Annotated in this window: 15 protein-coding genes, 1 tRNA gene and 1 pseudogene; 7 read left to right on the top strand and 10 right to left on the bottom strand. The window is 66.4% G+C overall.

The genetic code is table 11. The features are described from left to right. Nucleotides 1-744: 744 nt before the first annotated feature. The 5 genes from GNX95_RS44565 to GNX95_RS36275 all read right to left on the bottom strand — a co-directional run bounded on the left by GNX95_RS44565 (nucleotide 745) and on the right by GNX95_RS36275 (nucleotide 7277). A complete protein-coding gene (locus GNX95_RS44565; protein WP_425483939.1) occupies nucleotides 745-852 on the bottom strand; it encodes an MFS transporter small subunit in 108 nt (35 codons plus the stop codon). Continuing rightward, the gene (locus tag GNX95_RS36290) at nucleotides 849-2240 is read right to left on the bottom strand and encodes an OFA family MFS transporter (RefSeq protein ID WP_163512327.1); all 1392 of its coding nucleotides are present in this window, start codon (nucleotides 2238-2240) and stop codon (nucleotides 849-851) included. The genes GNX95_RS44565 and GNX95_RS36290 overlap by 4 nt, the downstream gene beginning before the upstream one ends. Before the next feature lie 115 nt (nucleotides 2241-2355). Next, nucleotides 2356-3342: a methylmalonyl Co-A mutase-associated GTPase MeaB gene (gene meaB / locus GNX95_RS36285; protein WP_163512326.1), complete on the bottom strand. Its 987-nt coding sequence runs from the start codon at nucleotides 3340-3342 to the stop codon at nucleotides 2356-2358. A gap of 3 nt (nucleotides 3343-3345) precedes the next feature. Beyond that, nucleotides 3346-5520: a methylmalonyl-CoA mutase gene (gene scpA / locus GNX95_RS36280; protein WP_163512325.1), complete on the bottom strand. Its 2175-nt coding sequence runs from the start codon at nucleotides 5518-5520 to the stop codon at nucleotides 3346-3348. Beyond that, nucleotides 5517-7277: a methylmalonyl-CoA mutase family protein gene (locus GNX95_RS36275; protein ID WP_163512324.1), complete on the bottom strand. Its 1761-nt coding sequence runs from the start codon at nucleotides 7275-7277 to the stop codon at nucleotides 5517-5519. Before GNX95_RS36275 ends, scpA begins: the two co-directional genes overlap by 4 nt. 133 nt (nucleotides 7278-7410) lie before the next feature. Between GNX95_RS36275 and GNX95_RS36270 the strand changes: the two genes are divergently transcribed. Further along, the gene (locus tag GNX95_RS36270; protein ID WP_163512323.1) at nucleotides 7411-7917 is read left to right on the top strand and encodes a DinB family protein; all 507 of its coding nucleotides are present in this window, start codon (nucleotides 7411-7413) and stop codon (nucleotides 7915-7917) included. Here GNX95_RS36270 and GNX95_RS36265 read toward each other — a convergent pair. After that, nucleotides 7903-8115: a hypothetical protein gene (locus GNX95_RS36265; protein ID WP_163512322.1), complete on the bottom strand. Its 213-nt coding sequence runs from the start codon at nucleotides 8113-8115 to the stop codon at nucleotides 7903-7905. The two genes, GNX95_RS36270 and GNX95_RS36265, sit on opposite strands and share 15 nt — an antisense overlap. A 75-nt stretch (nucleotides 8116-8190) precedes the next feature. Here GNX95_RS36265 and GNX95_RS36260 point away from each other — a divergent pair, with 75 nt between their 5' ends. The 3 genes from GNX95_RS36260 to GNX95_RS36250 all read left to right on the top strand — a co-directional run bounded on the left by GNX95_RS36260 (nucleotide 8191) and on the right by GNX95_RS36250 (nucleotide 10294). Next, nucleotides 8191-8433: a hypothetical protein gene (locus tag GNX95_RS36260; protein WP_163512321.1), complete on the top strand. Its 243-nt coding sequence runs from the start codon at nucleotides 8191-8193 to the stop codon at nucleotides 8431-8433. Nucleotides 8434-8619: 186 nt separating this feature from the next. Next, a complete protein-coding gene (locus GNX95_RS36255; RefSeq protein ID WP_222854217.1) occupies nucleotides 8620-9036 on the top strand; it encodes a hypothetical protein in 417 nt (138 codons plus the stop codon). A 190-nt stretch (nucleotides 9037-9226) separates the two neighbouring features. Continuing rightward, a complete protein-coding gene (locus GNX95_RS36250; RefSeq protein WP_163512320.1) occupies nucleotides 9227-10294 on the top strand; it encodes a hypothetical protein in 1068 nt (355 codons plus the stop codon). Between the two features lie 39 nt (nucleotides 10295-10333). Here GNX95_RS36250 and GNX95_RS36245 read toward each other — a convergent pair. Beyond that, nucleotides 10334-10674, bottom strand: a pseudogene (locus tag GNX95_RS36245) (YciI family protein). A gap of 54 nt (nucleotides 10675-10728) precedes the next feature. Here GNX95_RS36245 and GNX95_RS36240 point away from each other — a divergent pair. Beyond that, nucleotides 10729-11580 (top strand): DUF2268 domain-containing putative Zn-dependent protease, encoded by an 852-nt coding sequence (locus GNX95_RS36240; RefSeq protein ID WP_163512319.1) that lies wholly within the window; start codon nucleotides 10729-10731, stop codon nucleotides 11578-11580. On the opposite strand, the gene GNX95_RS36235 is transcribed toward GNX95_RS36240, so the two are convergent. Next, on the bottom strand, nucleotides 11577-11786 hold the full coding sequence (locus GNX95_RS36235; protein ID WP_163512318.1) for a hypothetical protein: 210 nt from the start codon (nucleotides 11784-11786) through the stop codon (nucleotides 11577-11579). The two genes, GNX95_RS36240 and GNX95_RS36235, sit on opposite strands and share 4 nt — an antisense overlap. Nucleotides 11787-11844: 58 nt before the next feature. Further along, nucleotides 11845-12435 carry a TetR/AcrR family transcriptional regulator C-terminal domain-containing protein gene (locus tag GNX95_RS36230; protein ID WP_222854215.1) on the bottom strand — a complete coding sequence of 197 codons (591 nt, stop codon included), beginning with the start codon at nucleotides 12433-12435 and terminating at the stop codon, nucleotides 11845-11847. A gap of 59 nt (nucleotides 12436-12494) precedes the next feature. Between GNX95_RS36230 and GNX95_RS36225 the strand changes: the two genes are divergently transcribed. Together GNX95_RS36225 and GNX95_RS36220 are read left to right on the top strand one after the other, a co-directional pair. Further along, on the top strand, nucleotides 12495-13856 hold the full coding sequence (locus GNX95_RS36225) for an FAD-dependent monooxygenase (RefSeq protein ID WP_163512317.1): 1362 nt from the start codon (nucleotides 12495-12497) through the stop codon (nucleotides 13854-13856). A gap of 35 nt (nucleotides 13857-13891) precedes the next feature. After that, complete coding sequence (locus tag GNX95_RS36220; protein ID WP_163512316.1) at nucleotides 13892-14329, top strand: heavy metal-responsive transcriptional regulator; 438 nt, start codon at nucleotides 13892-13894, stop codon at nucleotides 14327-14329. A gap of 910 nt (nucleotides 14330-15239) precedes the next feature. Here the strand turns inward: GNX95_RS36220 and GNX95_RS36215 are convergent. Next, nucleotides 15240-15313 (bottom strand) — tRNA-Pro (locus GNX95_RS36215). Nucleotides 15314-15363: the final 50 nt, after the last annotated feature.

The following is a 15363-nucleotide window of genomic DNA, read 5'->3' as shown; positions in this document are numbered from 1 at the left end:
GCAACGCTGTTCGTTCGCCAATCCGGCGGCCGCACTCGGAAATGCGATCGAGCCTCATTCAGGGAGTCGCGCGCTTCGGCCATCCTGTTCTCGGCATCTCGGCATCTCGGCTCCGCCGGTCCGGCATCCACTGCGAACCCTTCCATGTGCGCCGGAAGGTCCTGCTCTCCGGGCAATATCGGCATGTCGAGACCGAAGACTAGCTACCGCGCGAAACGCCTTTAGGTCAGACGACCGTGACTGGCGTGCCATTCGTTCGCGCTAAGGCGACGACATCGGCCGTTCCACCGAATCCGCGCGCCGGTTGGCCATCCCAACCGGCCAACAACCGGTCAGATGATGAGTAGAGCGTCGTACGCAGGCAATGAACTGGACGGAAGACTCTCTCGATATTTGTCGGCTGGAACGATCACCTCCAACTGGCCGTCTGTGATCAGCCGTTGGACATTCATTGAGCCTCTTATCGCCGATGAGTGGCCTATCAACGTCCTTCCATAGTCTCGTACTGCCCATACAACCCGATCTACGATGACGACCCTCCGTGACTCGACGATAACTCATCGGCTGGGCGGAAAACCATACTTGGCGACCGTCACGCACGGCGGACGACGTTCTCGCCGGTCTGTCAGGCGTACGCCGCGTCGTCGAGAAGCGTGGCGGGCACAAACATCATTACTCGCTTACGCTTGGGCCTCGCTGCCGGGAGTCTGGTGTACGACGCCGCGCAGCGTATGACAAAACCGCCTATGCGGTGAAGAGCAGGAACGCCTTGGTGAGCGTCTGGTAGACGCCGTACGCGAGCAGGATGCTCACCAGGACCCAGCCGATCGCGACGCGGACCTTCATGTTCATGCCGTGGCCCCTTCGGTGGTGGCGCTCTTCGGCTCGTGGAAGCGCTCGGCGACCGGGCGGATCAGCAGGTTGGCGACGAAGCCAACCAGCAGGATGGCGATCATGGTGAACAGCGCCGGCTGATACGCGCTGGCCGTCAGTGTGCCGGGCTTTCCTTGTGCGTCAAGGAAACCGTTCACGATCAGCGGGCCGGCGATGCCGGCGGCCGACCACGCGGTGAGCAGCCGGCCGTGGATCGCGCCGACCTGGTAGGTGCCGAACAGGTCACGCAGATACGCCGGCACCGTCGAGAAACCGCCACCGTAGAACGACAGGATCAGCGCGGTGATGAGGACGAACAGCGCGGTGTGCAGGTGGCCGGCGAAGGCGAGCACGAGATAGAGGACGATGCCGACGCCGAGATAGATCATGTACATCGGCTTGCGGCCGATCAGGTCCGAGGTGGTCGACCAGAGGATCCGGCCACCCATGTTGGCGATCGAGAGCAGGCCGACGAAACCGGTCGCCGCGGCCGCCGCGACGGTGGAAACGCCGTTGTCACCACGGAAAAAGTCCTGGATCATCGGCGCGGCCTGTTCCAGGATGCCGATGCCGGCGGTGACGTTGCAGAAAAGCACCAGCCAGAGGAAATAGAACTGTGGCGTCCTGATCGCATTCGCCGCCGACACGTCCGCCTTTGACACCAACGGTTTCGCGGTCTCGGCCGCCGGGTCGAAGCCGGCCGGCTTCCAGTTGTCGGCCGGCACTTTGACGGTGAAAACGCCATACATCATCACGATGAAATAGACGATGCCGAGCGTGACGAAAAGCAGCGCCACGGCCGATCCGCTGGCCACCGACTTCGGGTCGGACGGCACGTACGCCGGGTCGTACAGGCTCATCAGCTGCGTCGAGAGCGGGCTGGCGATCAGCGCGCCGCCGCCGAATCCCATGATGGCAAGGCCGGTGGCCAGTCCCGGCCGGTCCGGAAACCACTTGATCAGGGTGGAAACCGGCGAGATGTAACCGATCCCGAGGCCGATGCCGCCGATGAAGCCATAGCCGAGATAGATCAGCCAGAGCTGTTTGGTCGCGATGCCGAGCGCGCCGACCAGGAAGCCGGCGGCCCAGAAGCACGCGGCGGTGAACATCGCCTTACGCGGGCCGTTGCGGTCGACCCAGGTGCCGGCGACGGCGGCCGACAGCCCGAGCATCACGATCGCGATGGAGAAGACGATGCCGACCGAGGTCTGGTCGGCGCCGAGGTGTTTGACCAGCGCGGTCTTGTAAACACTGGTGGCGTACGCCTGGCCGATGCACAGGTGGACAGCGAGTGCGGCCGGCGGGATCAGCCAGCGGCTGAACTCCGGCCCGGCGATCGTCCGCTCGCGGGAGAGAAAGCTGGTCACTACCCACCTCCGGTACGGCCGGAAAGCAGTATGAAGTATGCAACGACGTTCCTACCACAGATCGGCCGCTGCCGCGCAACACTACTGTTGAACGAAATTGTTTACCAACAGGCTCTTACGACGCTCCGAATGCTTTCAGAATCTCGGCCGCGGCCAGGCTTGGCGTGAGGTCGCCGGCGCGCACCTGTTTCTCCAGGTCTGGCACGAGAAGGCGTACGTCCGGATGGTGGCGCAGCCGGTCCTCGATCCGGTCACGCACGATCGCCCAGGTCCAGTCCACCTGCTGGCGCCGGCGTTTTTCCGCCAGTTCTCCGGTTTCGACGCCGATCCTGTGGTGTTTGTCCACCTCGGCCCACAATTCCGGCAGGCCGGCGCCGGTGAGACCGCTGCAGGTCAACGCCGGCGGCTGCCAGCTGGCGTCCGGTTGTTGCAGCAACCGCAACGCGACGGCGAGCTCGCGCGCCGCCTTCCTTGCCTCCTTTTCGTGCTCGCCATCGGCTTTGTTGACCGCGATGATGTCGGCGATCTCCAGCACGCCGCGCTTGATCCCCTGCAGCTGGTCGCCGGTCCTGGCCAGCGTGAGGTAGAGAAAACAGTCCACCATGCCGGCGACGGTGATCTCCGACTGCCCGACGCCGACGGTCTCGACGAGTACGACGTCATAGCCGGCCGCCTCGACCAGCACGATCGACTCTCTGGTCGCGGTCGCGACGCCGCCGAGCGTGCCGGAGGTCGGCGACGGGCGTACGAACGCGTGTGGATCCACCGAAAGGCGGGTCATCCGCGTCTTGTCGCCGAGGATGCTGCCGCCGGACCGGCTCGACGACGGGTCGACGGCCAGCACCGCGACCCGGTGTCCGTCGCCGGTCAGCCGGGTGCCGAGCGCGTCGATGAAGGTCGATTTTCCTACACCTGGCACGCCGCTGATGCCGACGCGGTGAGCGCCGCCGGCCGCCGGCATCAGCTCGACCAGCAGCTCCTGCGCCTGCCTGCGATGCTCGGGATGCCGTGACTCGACCAAAGTGATGGCCCTGGCCAGGTGCGTACGCGAGCCGCCGCGCACCTTTTCGGCGTACTCCTGGACATCGACGGCCCGCGCCATGACTCAGTGGTGGCCGAGACTGTCGGCCAGGTCGTCGAGCAGCTTGCCGGCCGCGTCGGCGATCACCGTCCCCGGCGGGAAAATCGCCGCGGCGCCGGCCTCGCGCAGCTTTTCATGGTCCTGCGGCGGGATCACGCCACCGACCACGATCAGGATGTCGGAGCGCTCGAGTTTGTCGAGCTCTTCGCGCAAAGCCGGCACGAGAGTGAGGTGACCGGCGGCAAGCGAGCTGACGCCGACGATGTGCACGTCCGCCTCGGCCGCCTGCATGGCGACCTCGGCCGGCGTCTGGAAAAGCGGACCGACGTCGACGTCGAAACCGAGGTCGGCGAAGGCGGTGGCGATCACCTTCTGGCCGCGGTCGTGGCCGTCCTGCCCCATCTTCGCCACCAGGATCCGCGGCCGGCGGCCTTCCTCCGCCTCGAAAGCCTCGACCTTCTCGCGTACCGCCTCCACGTTCGCCACCTTGCCAACCTCGTCGCGATAGACGCCGGAGATCGTCCGGATCTGACCGGAATGCCGTCCGTAGACCTTCTCCATCGCGTCGGAGATCTCGCCGACGGTCGCCATCGCGCGCGCCGCGTCGATCGCCGCCGACAGCAGGTTTTCCTTGGTTTCGGCGGCTTTCGTCAGCCGGTCGAGCGCGGCCCGTACGCTCCGGTCGTCGCGCTCCTCGCGCAGCTGGCGCAGTTTTTCCACCTGTTGACGGCGTACCGAGGTGTTGTCGACCTTGAGGACCTCGATCTCCTCGTCCTTGTCGACGCGGTATTTGTTCACGCCGATCACCGGCTGGCGGCCGGAGTCGATGCGTGCCTGGGTACGCGCCGCCGCCTCCTCGATGCGCAGTTTCGAGATCCCCGCCTCGATCGCGGCGGCCATGCCACCGGCCTGCTCGACCTCGGTGATGTGGTCCCAGGCTCGGCGCGCGAGGTCGTAGGTGAGCCGTTCGACGTACGCGCTGCCGCCCCACGGGTCGATGACCCTGGTCGTGCCCGACTCCTGCTGCAACAGCAGCTGTGTGTTTCGGGCGATACGCGCGGAAAAGTCGGTCGGCAGTGCCAGTGCCTCGTCCAGAGCGTTGGTGTGCAACGACTGCGTGTGCCCCTGCGTCGCGGCCATCGCCTCGACGCAGGTGCGTACGACGTTGTTGTAGACGTCCTGCGCGGTCAGCGACCAGCCGGAGGTCTGGCAGTGCGTACGCAGGCTCAGCGACTTGTCGCTCCGCGGCTCGAACTGCCTGACCAGCTTGGCCCACAGCAGCCGGGCCGCGCGCATTTTCGCGACCTCCATGAAGAAGTTCATCCCGATGGCCCAGAAAAACGACAGCCGCGGCGCGAACGCGTCGATGCTCAGGCCGCCGTCGAGGCCGGCGCGGATGTATTCGACGCCGTCGGCCAGCGTGTAGGCGAGCTCCAGGTCGGCGGTCGCGCCGGCCTCCTGCATGTGGTAGCCGGAGATGGAGATCGAGTTGAACCGCGGCATTTTCTGCGACGTGTACGAGAAAATGTCGGAGATGATCCGCATCGAGTGCTGCGGCGGATAGATGTAGGTGTTGCGGACCATGAACTCCTTGAGGATGTCGTTCTGGATGGTCCCGGACAGTTTCTCCGGCGGCACACCCTGCTCCTCGGCGGCCACGACGTACAAAGCGAGGACCGGCAGGACGGCACCGTTCATGGTCATCGACACGCTCATCCGGTCGAGTGGAATGCCGTCGAAGAGCTGCCGCATGTCATAGATCGAGTCGATCGCCACGCCGGCCATGCCGACGTCGCCGGCCACCCGCGGATGGTCGGAGTCATAGCCGCGGTGCGTCGGCAGGTCGAAGGCGATCGACAGGCCTTTCTGGCCGGCGGCCAGATTGCGGCGATAGAAGGCGTTGGACTCCTGTGCGGTGGAAAATCCGGCATACTGGCGGATCGTCCACGGCTGGTTGACGTACATCGTCGGGTAGGGCCCGCGCAGATACGGCACGATTCCCGGATAGGTCCGCAGGAAATCCAGGCCGGCCAGGTCGTCGCCGGTGTAGACGGGTCGCACGCCGATGCCTTCCGGCGTCTCCCAGACCAGCGCGTCCGGTCCCTTGCCGGTCTCGGCCTGGACGGCCGCCTGCCACCGCTCGGTGTTGCCGTCGGTGATCGGCTCGCCGAGGTCGACGGTGGTGAAGTCCGGGATCATGCCAGCACCTCCATGAGGCTGGTGAGGACCTCGATCGCGTTGCAGTCGGCGAAAATCCGCTGGTCGGCGCCGTACGACCGGCGGCCGGCGACCAGCACCCGCTCGGCACCCGCCGCGCGCAGGGCCTTGACGGTTTCTTCGGCCCGCTCGACATAGACCTCGTCCGACGAGCAGACGCAGGCGATCTTCGCGCCGCTGCCGGCAAAATCCTCCGGCGGTCCGGCGACCGGCTCGATGCCGCCGGCCTGGAGCAGGTTGGCCGCGAAGGTCGACCGCGCGGTGTGTACGGCCACCTTGTCCAGCGTCGCCAGGAAAACCTTCGGCCGTTCACCGGTTTTCTCCAGCACGGCATCACTGCGGTCGCGCAGCCGCTCGAAGTCCTCGGCGTAGCGGATCCGTGGCAGGCCACCGGTTTCGGTCGTCGGTGCGGCCGGCCGTACGACCGGTTTCTCGGCCAGGTGCGGAAACTCGCTCACTCCGGTGATCGGCTGCCGGCGGTGCGCGATGTCGTCACGCCGTCTTTCCTGTGTCGCCGCGATTTTCTCGGCGGCGAGCCGCAGAGCGGCCGGCAGACCACCGGCCTTTTCCAGCTCCTGGAAGAACGTCCAGCCGGCTCGCGCCAGGTCGTCGGTGAGCCGTTCGACATACCAGGAACCGCCGGACGGGTCGATCACGCGTGCCACGTGCGACTCGGCCATCAGCAACGCGTGGGTGTTCCGCGCGATCCGGCGCGCGAACGCGTCGGGCAGGCCGAGCGCCGCGTCGAACGGCAACACCGTGATCGCCTCGGCGCCACCGATGCCGGCGCCGAAACAGGCCAGCGTCGTACGCAGCATGTTGACCCACGGATCGCGCCGCGTCATCATCGCCGCCGAGGTCACCGCGTGCTGATGCTGAGCGCCGGACGAGCCACCGCTCACATCCGCGACACGAGACCAAAGCCGGCGAGCGGCGCGCAGTTTTGCGATGGTCAGGAACTGATCCGCGGTCGCCGCGTAGCGGAATTCCAGCTGCCGCAAGGCATCGTCGATGCTCAGACCGGCGTCGGTCAGCGCGCGGAGATACGCAACACCGGTCGCGATCGTGACGCCGAGTTCCTGCGCCTCGGACGCGCCGGCCTCGTGATACGGAGTGCCGTCCACGACGACCGCGCGCAGCTGCGGAAAGTCGGCCACACAGCGTTTTGCCAGTCGTACGGCCACATCCAGGTCCTGCACACGGCCGGTGCGCGCCCGCAGACCGATCGGATCGGCGCCGAGGTTGCCGCGCGCCGCACTGGCCGGCACCGACTTTTCCTCATACAGCTCGAACATCGCGGCCGCCGAGGCCTCGGCCTGCTCGCCAGCGTCCAAAACGACCGGCGCGAGATCGAGATATACCTCGGAAAGCACGGCCGGCAGGTGCTCCGGCGCGATGCCGGCGAGCCACAGCGAGGTGACGCCGTTTTCCAGGTCGGCGAGGACCGCGGCCGGATCGGGCCGCGCGTGCCGCTGCCGCACGTCCCAGCCGTCCGGCACGGCGCCCTGCGGGCGGCTGCCACGCACGTACGGCGAAAGGCCGGGCAGACCGATGTCGCCGACGGAGTCGTCGATCGTGTAGAGCGGCCGCAGCTCGATGCCGTCGTACGTGTGGCTGACCAGCGCGTCCGGCGTCAGACCGGCCTTGCCGACCACCTTCTCCACCAGCGCGCGCCAGTCGTCCCTGCTGGCCGGCGGGAAGTCCGCGGCGAGCGTCAGGGGTTTCTCGGACGCCGTCATAACCGGATCGTAGGGAGGGTTGGCGGTGTTCCGCTCTCCTGAACGATATGAGATTCGTCCCTGCCCGCCTACGGAATCGCTTCAGACGAATATCGGTCGACAGTCGTGTCGTACGGCAGGATCATTCCCCGCGATGACAAGAACTGACCTGCCTGAAGGCGCGCTCGACGAGCGCAACGTGCTGCTGACGATGCTCAACTACGTACGCGCGACCGTGCGCGCGAAGTGCGAGGACGTGTCCGCCGACAACGCCAAGCTGGTGCAGCTGCCCGGCTCGCCGCTGATGACGCTGTCCGGTCTGGTCAACCACGTACGCTGGGTCGAGCACAGCTGGATCGAGAACCGGTTCTTCGGTGAGCCGGACCGCGGTCCGTGGACCGACGAGGATCCGGATCGCGAGTTCCGCATCGCCGTCGACTATCCGATCACGCAGCTGCTCGACGAGTACGACGAGCAGAGCCGCCGCTTCGACGAGCGGCTGGCCGACGTGGACCTGGACACGCCGGCTCAGCTGCCGCTGCGCGACGGCAGGATCATGAACCTGCGGTGGATCCTGTTCCATCTGATCGAGGAGATCGCGCGGCACAACGGCCATCTCGACATCCTGCGCGAGATGGCCGACGGCTCAACCGGCGACTAGCACCCAGTCGTTGACGCGGAGCCGGTGACCGCGGAAGTCCAGATCGCGCTCCTCGACCAGCCGGAAGCCAAACCTGCGGCACAGCGCGTCGATCTGGTCCTCGCGGATCGCGCCGCCGAGATGCTTCATCATGTCGTCGTCGCCGTCGATCGCCGCGGTGAGCCAGCGATCCTCCTTGGCGTACGGGATGAGCTCCATGCCGCCGATCCTGACAGCCCGGTCTGACAGTTTGTGCTCGCCGAAACTGTCGGTGCGGGTCCGCATCGTGGAGGCATGAAGGCTTTCGCGCTCGTACGCTCCGCGGACCCGTCCGGCGTCTCCGGCGTCGGCATCGTCGCGTGGGGTGTGGTGTTCCCGGACGGCAAGGCGGTCACGCAGTGGACCGGCGCGACGACCGGCATCCGGCAGATCATGGTGTGGGACTCGGTCGCCGACATCGAGGCGATCCACGGCCACAACGGCAGCACGCGCGTCGTCTACGTGCGGACAGTCTGTGAGGCGTGCCTGCCTCCTTAGACCGTGTCGATCGTCAACACCGTGCGGCCGAGTCCGAGGCAGTCCGCGCCAGGTGCCACGAACACCGTCGACCTCGACGCTGACCGGTTGCGGCGCCAGCGCGTAGGTGACGGCGTTGGTTGTGCGCAAGGTGATCCAGTCGTATTCTACGAGTCGTAGAAGTTCGTCCCCCCGAGGAGCGACACCATGCGTGGACAGCGGGTTTTGCTGGTGATCCTCATCGCCAACATCGTCTCGACGGGGCTGCACTACACCGACAACTTCCTGCGCGTCGACCGCTATCCGCAGCCGGCGCTGGTGCCGCTGGTCGCCACCCAGATAGCGATCGTGGTGGCCTGGCCGGTGCTGACGGTCGTCGGACTGCTCGGCTATCGCCACTTCCTTCGCGGCCGCACCTGGCCGGCACGTGCCTGCCTGCTGATCTATTCGTTCACCGGCCTGGTCAGCCTCGGTCATTTCACCTCCGGCGTGCCGTCGGTCGAGTGGTACTGGTTTTCCACGATCATCACCGACGGTCTCGCCGGTCTGGCGCTGTGGGTTTTCGTCGGCTGGTGGATGTCTGAGGAAGCGCGTGCCGCCGCCGACGCGTCGTCCGCGCGATGAGGCGGTCGTAGATCGAAATCTTGCGACGTTGCGCAAGCGAGACGATGGTCGGCCGCTGCGGCGGATGCCGAGGATTTCCCGGCGGAACCCGAAAGTCGCTGGTCCGACCGGCAATCTGGTCCAAAGCTCATAAAACTCTGAGAAACCCATGCCAACGTACTCCCGGGAAACGATTTCTCAGGAGGTGCTTGTGGGAATTGTCGGAAAGCTCGCCAGATCCGGGGCCGCGGTGGCCGGTGCCGCCGTCCTCGCCGTGGCGAGCGTCAGCGGGCCGGTCGCGGCGGCCGACCCCTGGACGAGCTACACGCTGGACACGCCGAACGCGACGTACTACGGGATCTACGCGGCCAGCGAGAGCGACGCGTGGGTCGTCGGTACGGTCAACCCGTATCCGACCGAAGGCACGGTGCTGCGGCATTTCGACGGCGCGTCGTGGTCGTCGGTCACCGTCCCGAACGTCGGTGACGCGCGTGCCATCTCCGGCACGTCGTCGTCGGACATCTGGATCGGCGGCAGCGGCGACGTGGCCGCCGGCACCGCGCACTTCGACGGACAGCAGTGGACGACGCATCCGGTGCCAAACCAGTGGAATGTCGTACGCCTGCTGGCCGTCGGCGCCAACAACGTCTGGGGTGTCACGCAGACGCCGGGCAACCAGCCGACGTACGACGGCCAGCGGCTGGTGCATTTCGACGGCTCGTCGTGGAAAATCGTCACGCCGGCACCGGCGGCGGGTTTCGCGAGTCCCGGCGTCGAGCTGGCCGGCAGTGGCGCCGACGACCTCTGGGCGAAGTTCACCGAGAGCGGAAAATCCGTACTGTTGCACGGAAACGGCGCCACCTGGACGCAGGTCGACGGCGCCGCGTCGTCGATCGTCGCGTTGACCGGCAACGAGGCGTGGGCCGCTGGCCCGACCGTCACCAACGACGGCAACGGTGGCATCAAGAGCAACCCGCTGCACTGGGACGGCCATGCCTGGACGGCCGTCGACGACAAACAGCAGTGGACGAGCTATCTGCCGCGGATCGCCGCCACCGGCACCGTCTGGGCAAACAAGTCCACGTCCTACTCCGGCTATCCGGTCGTGACGCTCGTACGCTGGACCGGCGGCCAGTGGCAGGAGGTGCCAGGCATCTCCGGCGTCGGCACCGACCTGGTCTTCCAGTACGCCGCGGCCACGACACAGGCGCGGCCGTGGGCTTTGTTCGCGCACGGTAAGGACAACGCGCACCAGACCATCAAGCACTACACCGGTTAGTCGTGTGAGGGTGGCGCGCCGGCGCCACCCTCCACCGCCTTATTCCATCGGCCGCATCTCGATGGCCAGCGGATTCAGCACGGCGGCGATCCGGCGGCCCATCCCAGCGCGGCATCCAGATCCTCGGCCTGCAGGACGGTGAAACCACCGATGTGTTCCTTGCCCTCGGCGTACGGCCCGTCGGTCGACAGCGCCTCGCCGTCCTTTGCCTGCAACACGGTGGCGGTGTCCGGCGGACTCAGAGCGGCCGCGAAAACCCACGCCCCGGCGGCGCGCATTTCCTCGTTGACCGCTGCCAGGTCGCGCATGATCGGCTCCAGCACTTCCGGTGGTGGCGGGTCGCCGTCGGGCTGGTAGATGCTGAGCAAATACCGCTTCACCTGGGCTCCTCGGCATTGCGTCTCCAGTGGGTGGAGACATTACGGTCCAGAGTTATGAAGATCATCGTGCACGACACCGACGCCGGCATGCGCGAGCTGCTGGACCGGCCGGTCGGCCAGCGCAGGGACGCACTCCTGGAGCTGGTCAGGCCGCTCGGCAATCCGTACGTACCGATGGACCGGCCGGAAATGCACCGCGGCCTCGCCAAGCTCCTGGACGGTGACGACGCGCGTTTCGCCGCCGCTCTGGAGCAGCTGCGGGAAGCGAAGGTGTGGGACCGGATCAGCGAGTCGATGGCTGCGGCGTGGGACAGGTTGGAGCCGGTCGGCGTACGTCATGCCGACGAGATCCACGTCGTGCTGTTGCTCGGCGATCCTGACGATGCCCATCTGGTCGGGCGCAGCTCCGGCTATCTGGGAATGGGTGGCATTCCCGGAGTTGTCATGCTGACGATGTGGCCGACCGAGACGAGCCTGGCGAAAATCAGTCACGCGGCGGCGCACGAGCTGCATCACAACGTCCGCTATGCCAACGTGGTCTGGAATCCGGCGACCGTGACCGTCGGCGAATGGGTCATTTCCGAAGGTCTCGCCGAGGCGTTCGCGCGGGAGCTCGCCGGACCGCAGGGGCTTTGTCCGTGGACGACCGCGCTCGGCGGTGCGCAGCTGGATGCCGCGTACGAGCGGATCACCGGCTCGATCGACGTGGCCGGAATGGAAAACCTGACGCCATACATCTTCGGCGACGCGGTCGCCGCGGAGATGGGTCAGCAGCCGGTCGGTGTGCCGGACTTCGCCGGCTATGCGGTCGGATTGCGGATCGTCGACGCCTACCTGGCCGCGACCGGTCGTACGGCCGCCGAAAGCGTGGCGCAGCCGCTCGAAGACCTCCTCGCGTACGTCTAGGACTTGCGCTTGCGCTTCCTGGACGTGCTCGACGAGTCGTGTGTGGAGCTGTGGGTCGCGCGGCAGGTCTGCGTCGGGCTCGGCGACGGAGCGCCGATGCCGGGGGACCGTGTCGTCGTCGTACAGCTCTGTCCGCCGCCGCACGCGGACAGGCTGCCGGCGAGCACGATCGCGGCGGCGATCACTGTCGGAATGCGTTTGTTCATAACGGAAACTCCTGTGACTTCGTCGATCGGCGAGGCGAGTCTAGGAGGTCACCGCAAGTCACCGAGCCGACCCCGACTCGTGCAGGATCGTCCGCAGGCCGGTGATCATGATGCCGACCGCCTGACGCGCGCGAGCGTCGGCGGACTGCCGGCGGCCGGTCTCGATCATGCCGCCGGCGGGCAGCGCCTGCTCCTCGGCCGTACGACCGATGACCAGGCTCATCAGCGCGCCGCCGGCGACCAGCGCGTCGTGCCGGTCGAACCCGGCGTCGCAGAGGACGTTGACCGTACGCTTCAACCACTCCGCGAGCGCGACCGCACGCGTCAGGTCGGCGCCGGACGCGACCCTGGCGCCATCGCGGTGACGCAACAGGCACCGTCGCAGCGCGGCCGCCGCGCGGTGCAGCCACTCCGGCCACGGCTCGTCGGCGGTCGGCGGTCGCAATGCCGCCACTGAACGTGCCAGCATCGCGTCGGTGAGATAGTCGAGCAGCGCTCGTTTGTTGGCGACGTGCCAGTAAAGCGCTGGCGCCCTGACCTCCAGCGCGGTCGCGATCCGCCGCAACGTGAGCTTTTCCAGGCCGTCCTCGTCGAGCAACCTCAGCGCCACCGCCACCACGCGGTCTCTGGTCAGGGGTTCCCGTTCCACGGTTGACACCTTAACAAGTTAAAGGCAGTCTCGTTGTTTAACAAGTTAAGGAGAGCGACATGGACGTTATCGTTGTCGGCGCCGGGCCGGTTGGCCTGATGCTGGCTGCCGAGCTCAGGCTGTGGGACCTCGAGGTCGCTGTCCTGGAGCGACTGCCGGCGCCGACCGGCTTCTCGAAGGCCGGCGGACTGCACGCGCGTACGGCCGAGTGCCTGGATATCCGCGGACTCCTTGGCGACCTGCGCAAAAGCCACTCGCGTCGGGTGCCTCTCGCGCATTTCGCCGGCATACGCAAGATCCGGCTGGACCGGCTCGACACGAGTCGGCCGGACTTCGTCGGCATTCCGCAGGCGGAGCTGGAGGTTTTCCTGGAAAAGCGCGCTGTCGAGCTGGGTGCGGTCATCCTGCGCGGTCAGGAGGTCGTCGGTCTTGCGCAGGACGGTGCCAGTGTTCGGCTATCCACAATGGACGGTCAGACGTACGGTGCCAATTATGTGGTGGGATGCGATGGCGGCCGCAGCGTTGTCCGTAAGCTGGCCGGTTTTTCCTTCGACGGCTGCGGACCGACGCTGACTGGCCGGCTCGGCGACGTGTCGGTGCCTGAGCTGCACGAAAATCCGGGTCTTGGCTGGCATCGTACGAGCGGCGGCATCATGCAGATCACGCCAGCGCGCGTCGTGGTCGTTGAGTTCGACGGGCCGCCTGAGGACAAACCGATGACACTCGATGAGTTTTCCTCTGCTGTCGACCGCGTCGCCGGCCGTCACGTCGACATCCCGGCACAACCTGTGTGGATGTCACGCTTTACTGACAACACACGACTTGCCGACGACTACCGGCGCGGTCGCGTCTTCCTTGCCGGAGACGCGGCACACGTCCATTCGCCGTTTGGTGGGCAGGGCCTCAACCTCGGCCTGCAGGACGCGATGAACCTCGGCTGGAAGCTCGCGTACGCGGTCCGCGGCCAGGCCGACCTGCTCGACACCTACGCCGTCGAACGCAGGCCGGTCGCCGAGCGCGTACTGCACAACACCCGCGCTCAGGTCGCGTTGATGGACCCGCGACCGCAGGTCACGCCGTTGCGCGAGGTTTTCGCGACAATGATGGATCTTCCGGCGGTCAACACCTTCCTCGGCGAGATGATCAGCGGACTCGACGTGTCGTACGACTGCGGCGGCTTCGCGCCCATGGAGGTGCCGCGCGAGCCGTTCGTCACTGGTCGCGGCGTCCTTCTGGACGCGACGTCGGACCGCACGCTCCTCGCCGCCGCCGAACCATGGCGCGACCGAGTCACCGCTCTGCCGGGCGGCGTCTCGATGCTCGTACGTCCGGACGGCTATGTCTGTTGGCAGCCTTCCGCGCCAACGACTCTTGCCGCCGCCCTCCACCAATGGTTCGGAAAGCCGCGAATTCCGGCTTGACCTTGGAGCCTGCTCCAAGGTTTACCGTCGAGGACATGAGCGACACGACCACCACGGCGGCACCGATCCGAGGCCTGCGAGTCGCCGAACTGGCCAGGGCTGTTGGCCTGAGCGCGGACACCATCCGCTACTACGAACGCGCCGGCCTGCTGCCTCCGCCGGCACGTACGCCGGCCGGATATCGGATTTATGACCACCAGGCGATCGACCGGCTGAAGTTCATCCAAGGCGGCCAGCGCCTCGGCCTGACCCTGCACGACATCGCCGACCTCCTGGCCGTACGCGACACCGGCGCCTGCCCCTGCGAACCAGCCGAACACCTCCTGCGTCGCCGGCTGGCCGAGCTGGACACCGAAATGGCCAGACTCGCCGCTCTTCGTACCCAGATGGTCACGATGTTGTCCACCATCCCCACCGCCAACTGTGCCGATCCAACCCCCGGCACCTGGTGCCCAAGCCCGGAATGGAGGTGACCACCATGCTGTCCTGCTGTTGCGACCCCGACTGCCTCGACCCGACCTGCGACTGCGGCTGCTGACGTGATCAGGGCCGGTCTCCGTTGCCGGAGAACCGGCCCTGACCTGCACCAACCCGAGTCAGGGCGGCGGGAGCCAAGGTCATCTCCCAACTCTCCAGGTCAAAGGTCCTTGGTCGGACGGCAAACGTCCAGTCTCCGGTAGCGATCGTTCGACTTTCGCTCCATCGTCCAACGCGTCGGTCGTGATCCACCTACCTTCAGAAGTCTCCCAGCCGGCTCTGAGCGGAGAACGAACGATGCACCTGCCAGACCGCCTACTTCGGTCCATCGGCGTTCTGACTGCCGCTGTCACCATCGCCATCGGCGGCGTAGCGTGCGGCAGCGATCAGACATCGTCAACGAGCGCGCCATCCGTGGACGACTCCAGTCAACCCGCAGTTGCTGACACCCCAGACTCAGAGTCGTCGGACCCGATGCCAACTGCGAGCTGCACCTTACGAACATCGGATAACAACCTGATTGAGCGCTTTGTGACACCGCGATATCCGCCCGTCGCTCAGCTGGTCGGCGATGTCGATATCATTCACTGTCGGCCAACGCTGGAGACGTTTCGTGACGACTCTCCCGACGACACTGGATTTTGCACTCAGATAGCGCGAGCTGCCGATAACCCCGGCTACGACGTCGATGCCCTTCCAGCGCCTCCACTACGCAAGGTCATCGCGGAATATGGCGCAGCATGTTGACGACGGCGACTCGCTGTAGTCGTAGTCGGCCGAGCTAGGTGCCGGCCTTCAGGATCGTCTCGCAGGTTTCTCATCAAATCTCTCACCGGCACGTGTCGTGACGCGTTCAGGGCCGGTCTCCGTTGTTGGAGAACCGGCCCTGAGCTGCACTAACCCGAGTCGGGGTGGCGGGATTTGAACCCACGACCTCTTCGTCCCGAACGAAGCGCGCTACCAAGCTGCGCCACACCCCGGGGTGCGTCGACAAGTCTAGCCGAGGCCGATGACCGGTCGTGCAGCAGGC

It is taken from the genome of Fodinicola acaciae, from assembly GCF_010993745.1.
Taxonomy (GTDB): domain Bacteria; phylum Actinomycetota; class Actinomycetes; order Mycobacteriales; family HKI-0501; genus Fodinicola; species Fodinicola acaciae.
The sequence above is the reverse complement of the archived record's forward strand: the minus strand, read 5'-3'. Positions and strand labels throughout refer to the sequence as shown.

Coding starts and splice junctions, on each gene's coding strand:
- meaB (WP_163512326.1), bottom strand. CDS start 3,342: ATGGCGCGGGCCGTCGATGTCCAGGAGTACGCCGAAAAGGTGCGCGGC.
- scpA (WP_163512325.1), bottom strand. CDS start 5,520: ATGATCCCGGACTTCACCACCGTCGACCTCGGCGAGCCGATCACCGAC.
- GNX95_RS44565 (WP_425483939.1), bottom strand. CDS start 852: ATGAACATGAAGGTCCGCGTCGCGATCGGCTGGGTCCTGGTGAGCATC.
- GNX95_RS36225 (WP_163512317.1), top strand. CDS start 12,495: ATGGACGTTATCGTTGTCGGCGCCGGGCCGGTTGGCCTGATGCTGGCT.
- GNX95_RS36265 (WP_163512322.1), bottom strand. CDS start 8,115: ATGGAGCTCATCCCGTACGCCAAGGAGGATCGCTGGCTCACCGCGGCG.
- GNX95_RS36260 (WP_163512321.1), top strand. CDS start 8,191: ATGAAGGCTTTCGCGCTCGTACGCTCCGCGGACCCGTCCGGCGTCTCC.
- GNX95_RS36235 (WP_163512318.1), bottom strand. CDS start 11,786: ATGAACAAACGCATTCCGACAGTGATCGCCGCCGCGATCGTGCTCGCC.
- GNX95_RS36255 (WP_222854217.1), top strand. CDS start 8,620: ATGCGTGGACAGCGGGTTTTGCTGGTGATCCTCATCGCCAACATCGTC.
- GNX95_RS36270 (WP_163512323.1), top strand. CDS start 7,411: ATGACAAGAACTGACCTGCCTGAAGGCGCGCTCGACGAGCGCAACGTG.
- GNX95_RS36220 (WP_163512316.1), top strand. CDS start 13,892: ATGAGCGACACGACCACCACGGCGGCACCGATCCGAGGCCTGCGAGTC.
- GNX95_RS36275 (WP_163512324.1), bottom strand. CDS start 7,277: ATGACGGCGTCCGAGAAACCCCTGACGCTCGCCGCGGACTTCCCGCCG.
- GNX95_RS36240 (WP_163512319.1), top strand. CDS start 10,729: ATGAAGATCATCGTGCACGACACCGACGCCGGCATGCGCGAGCTGCTG.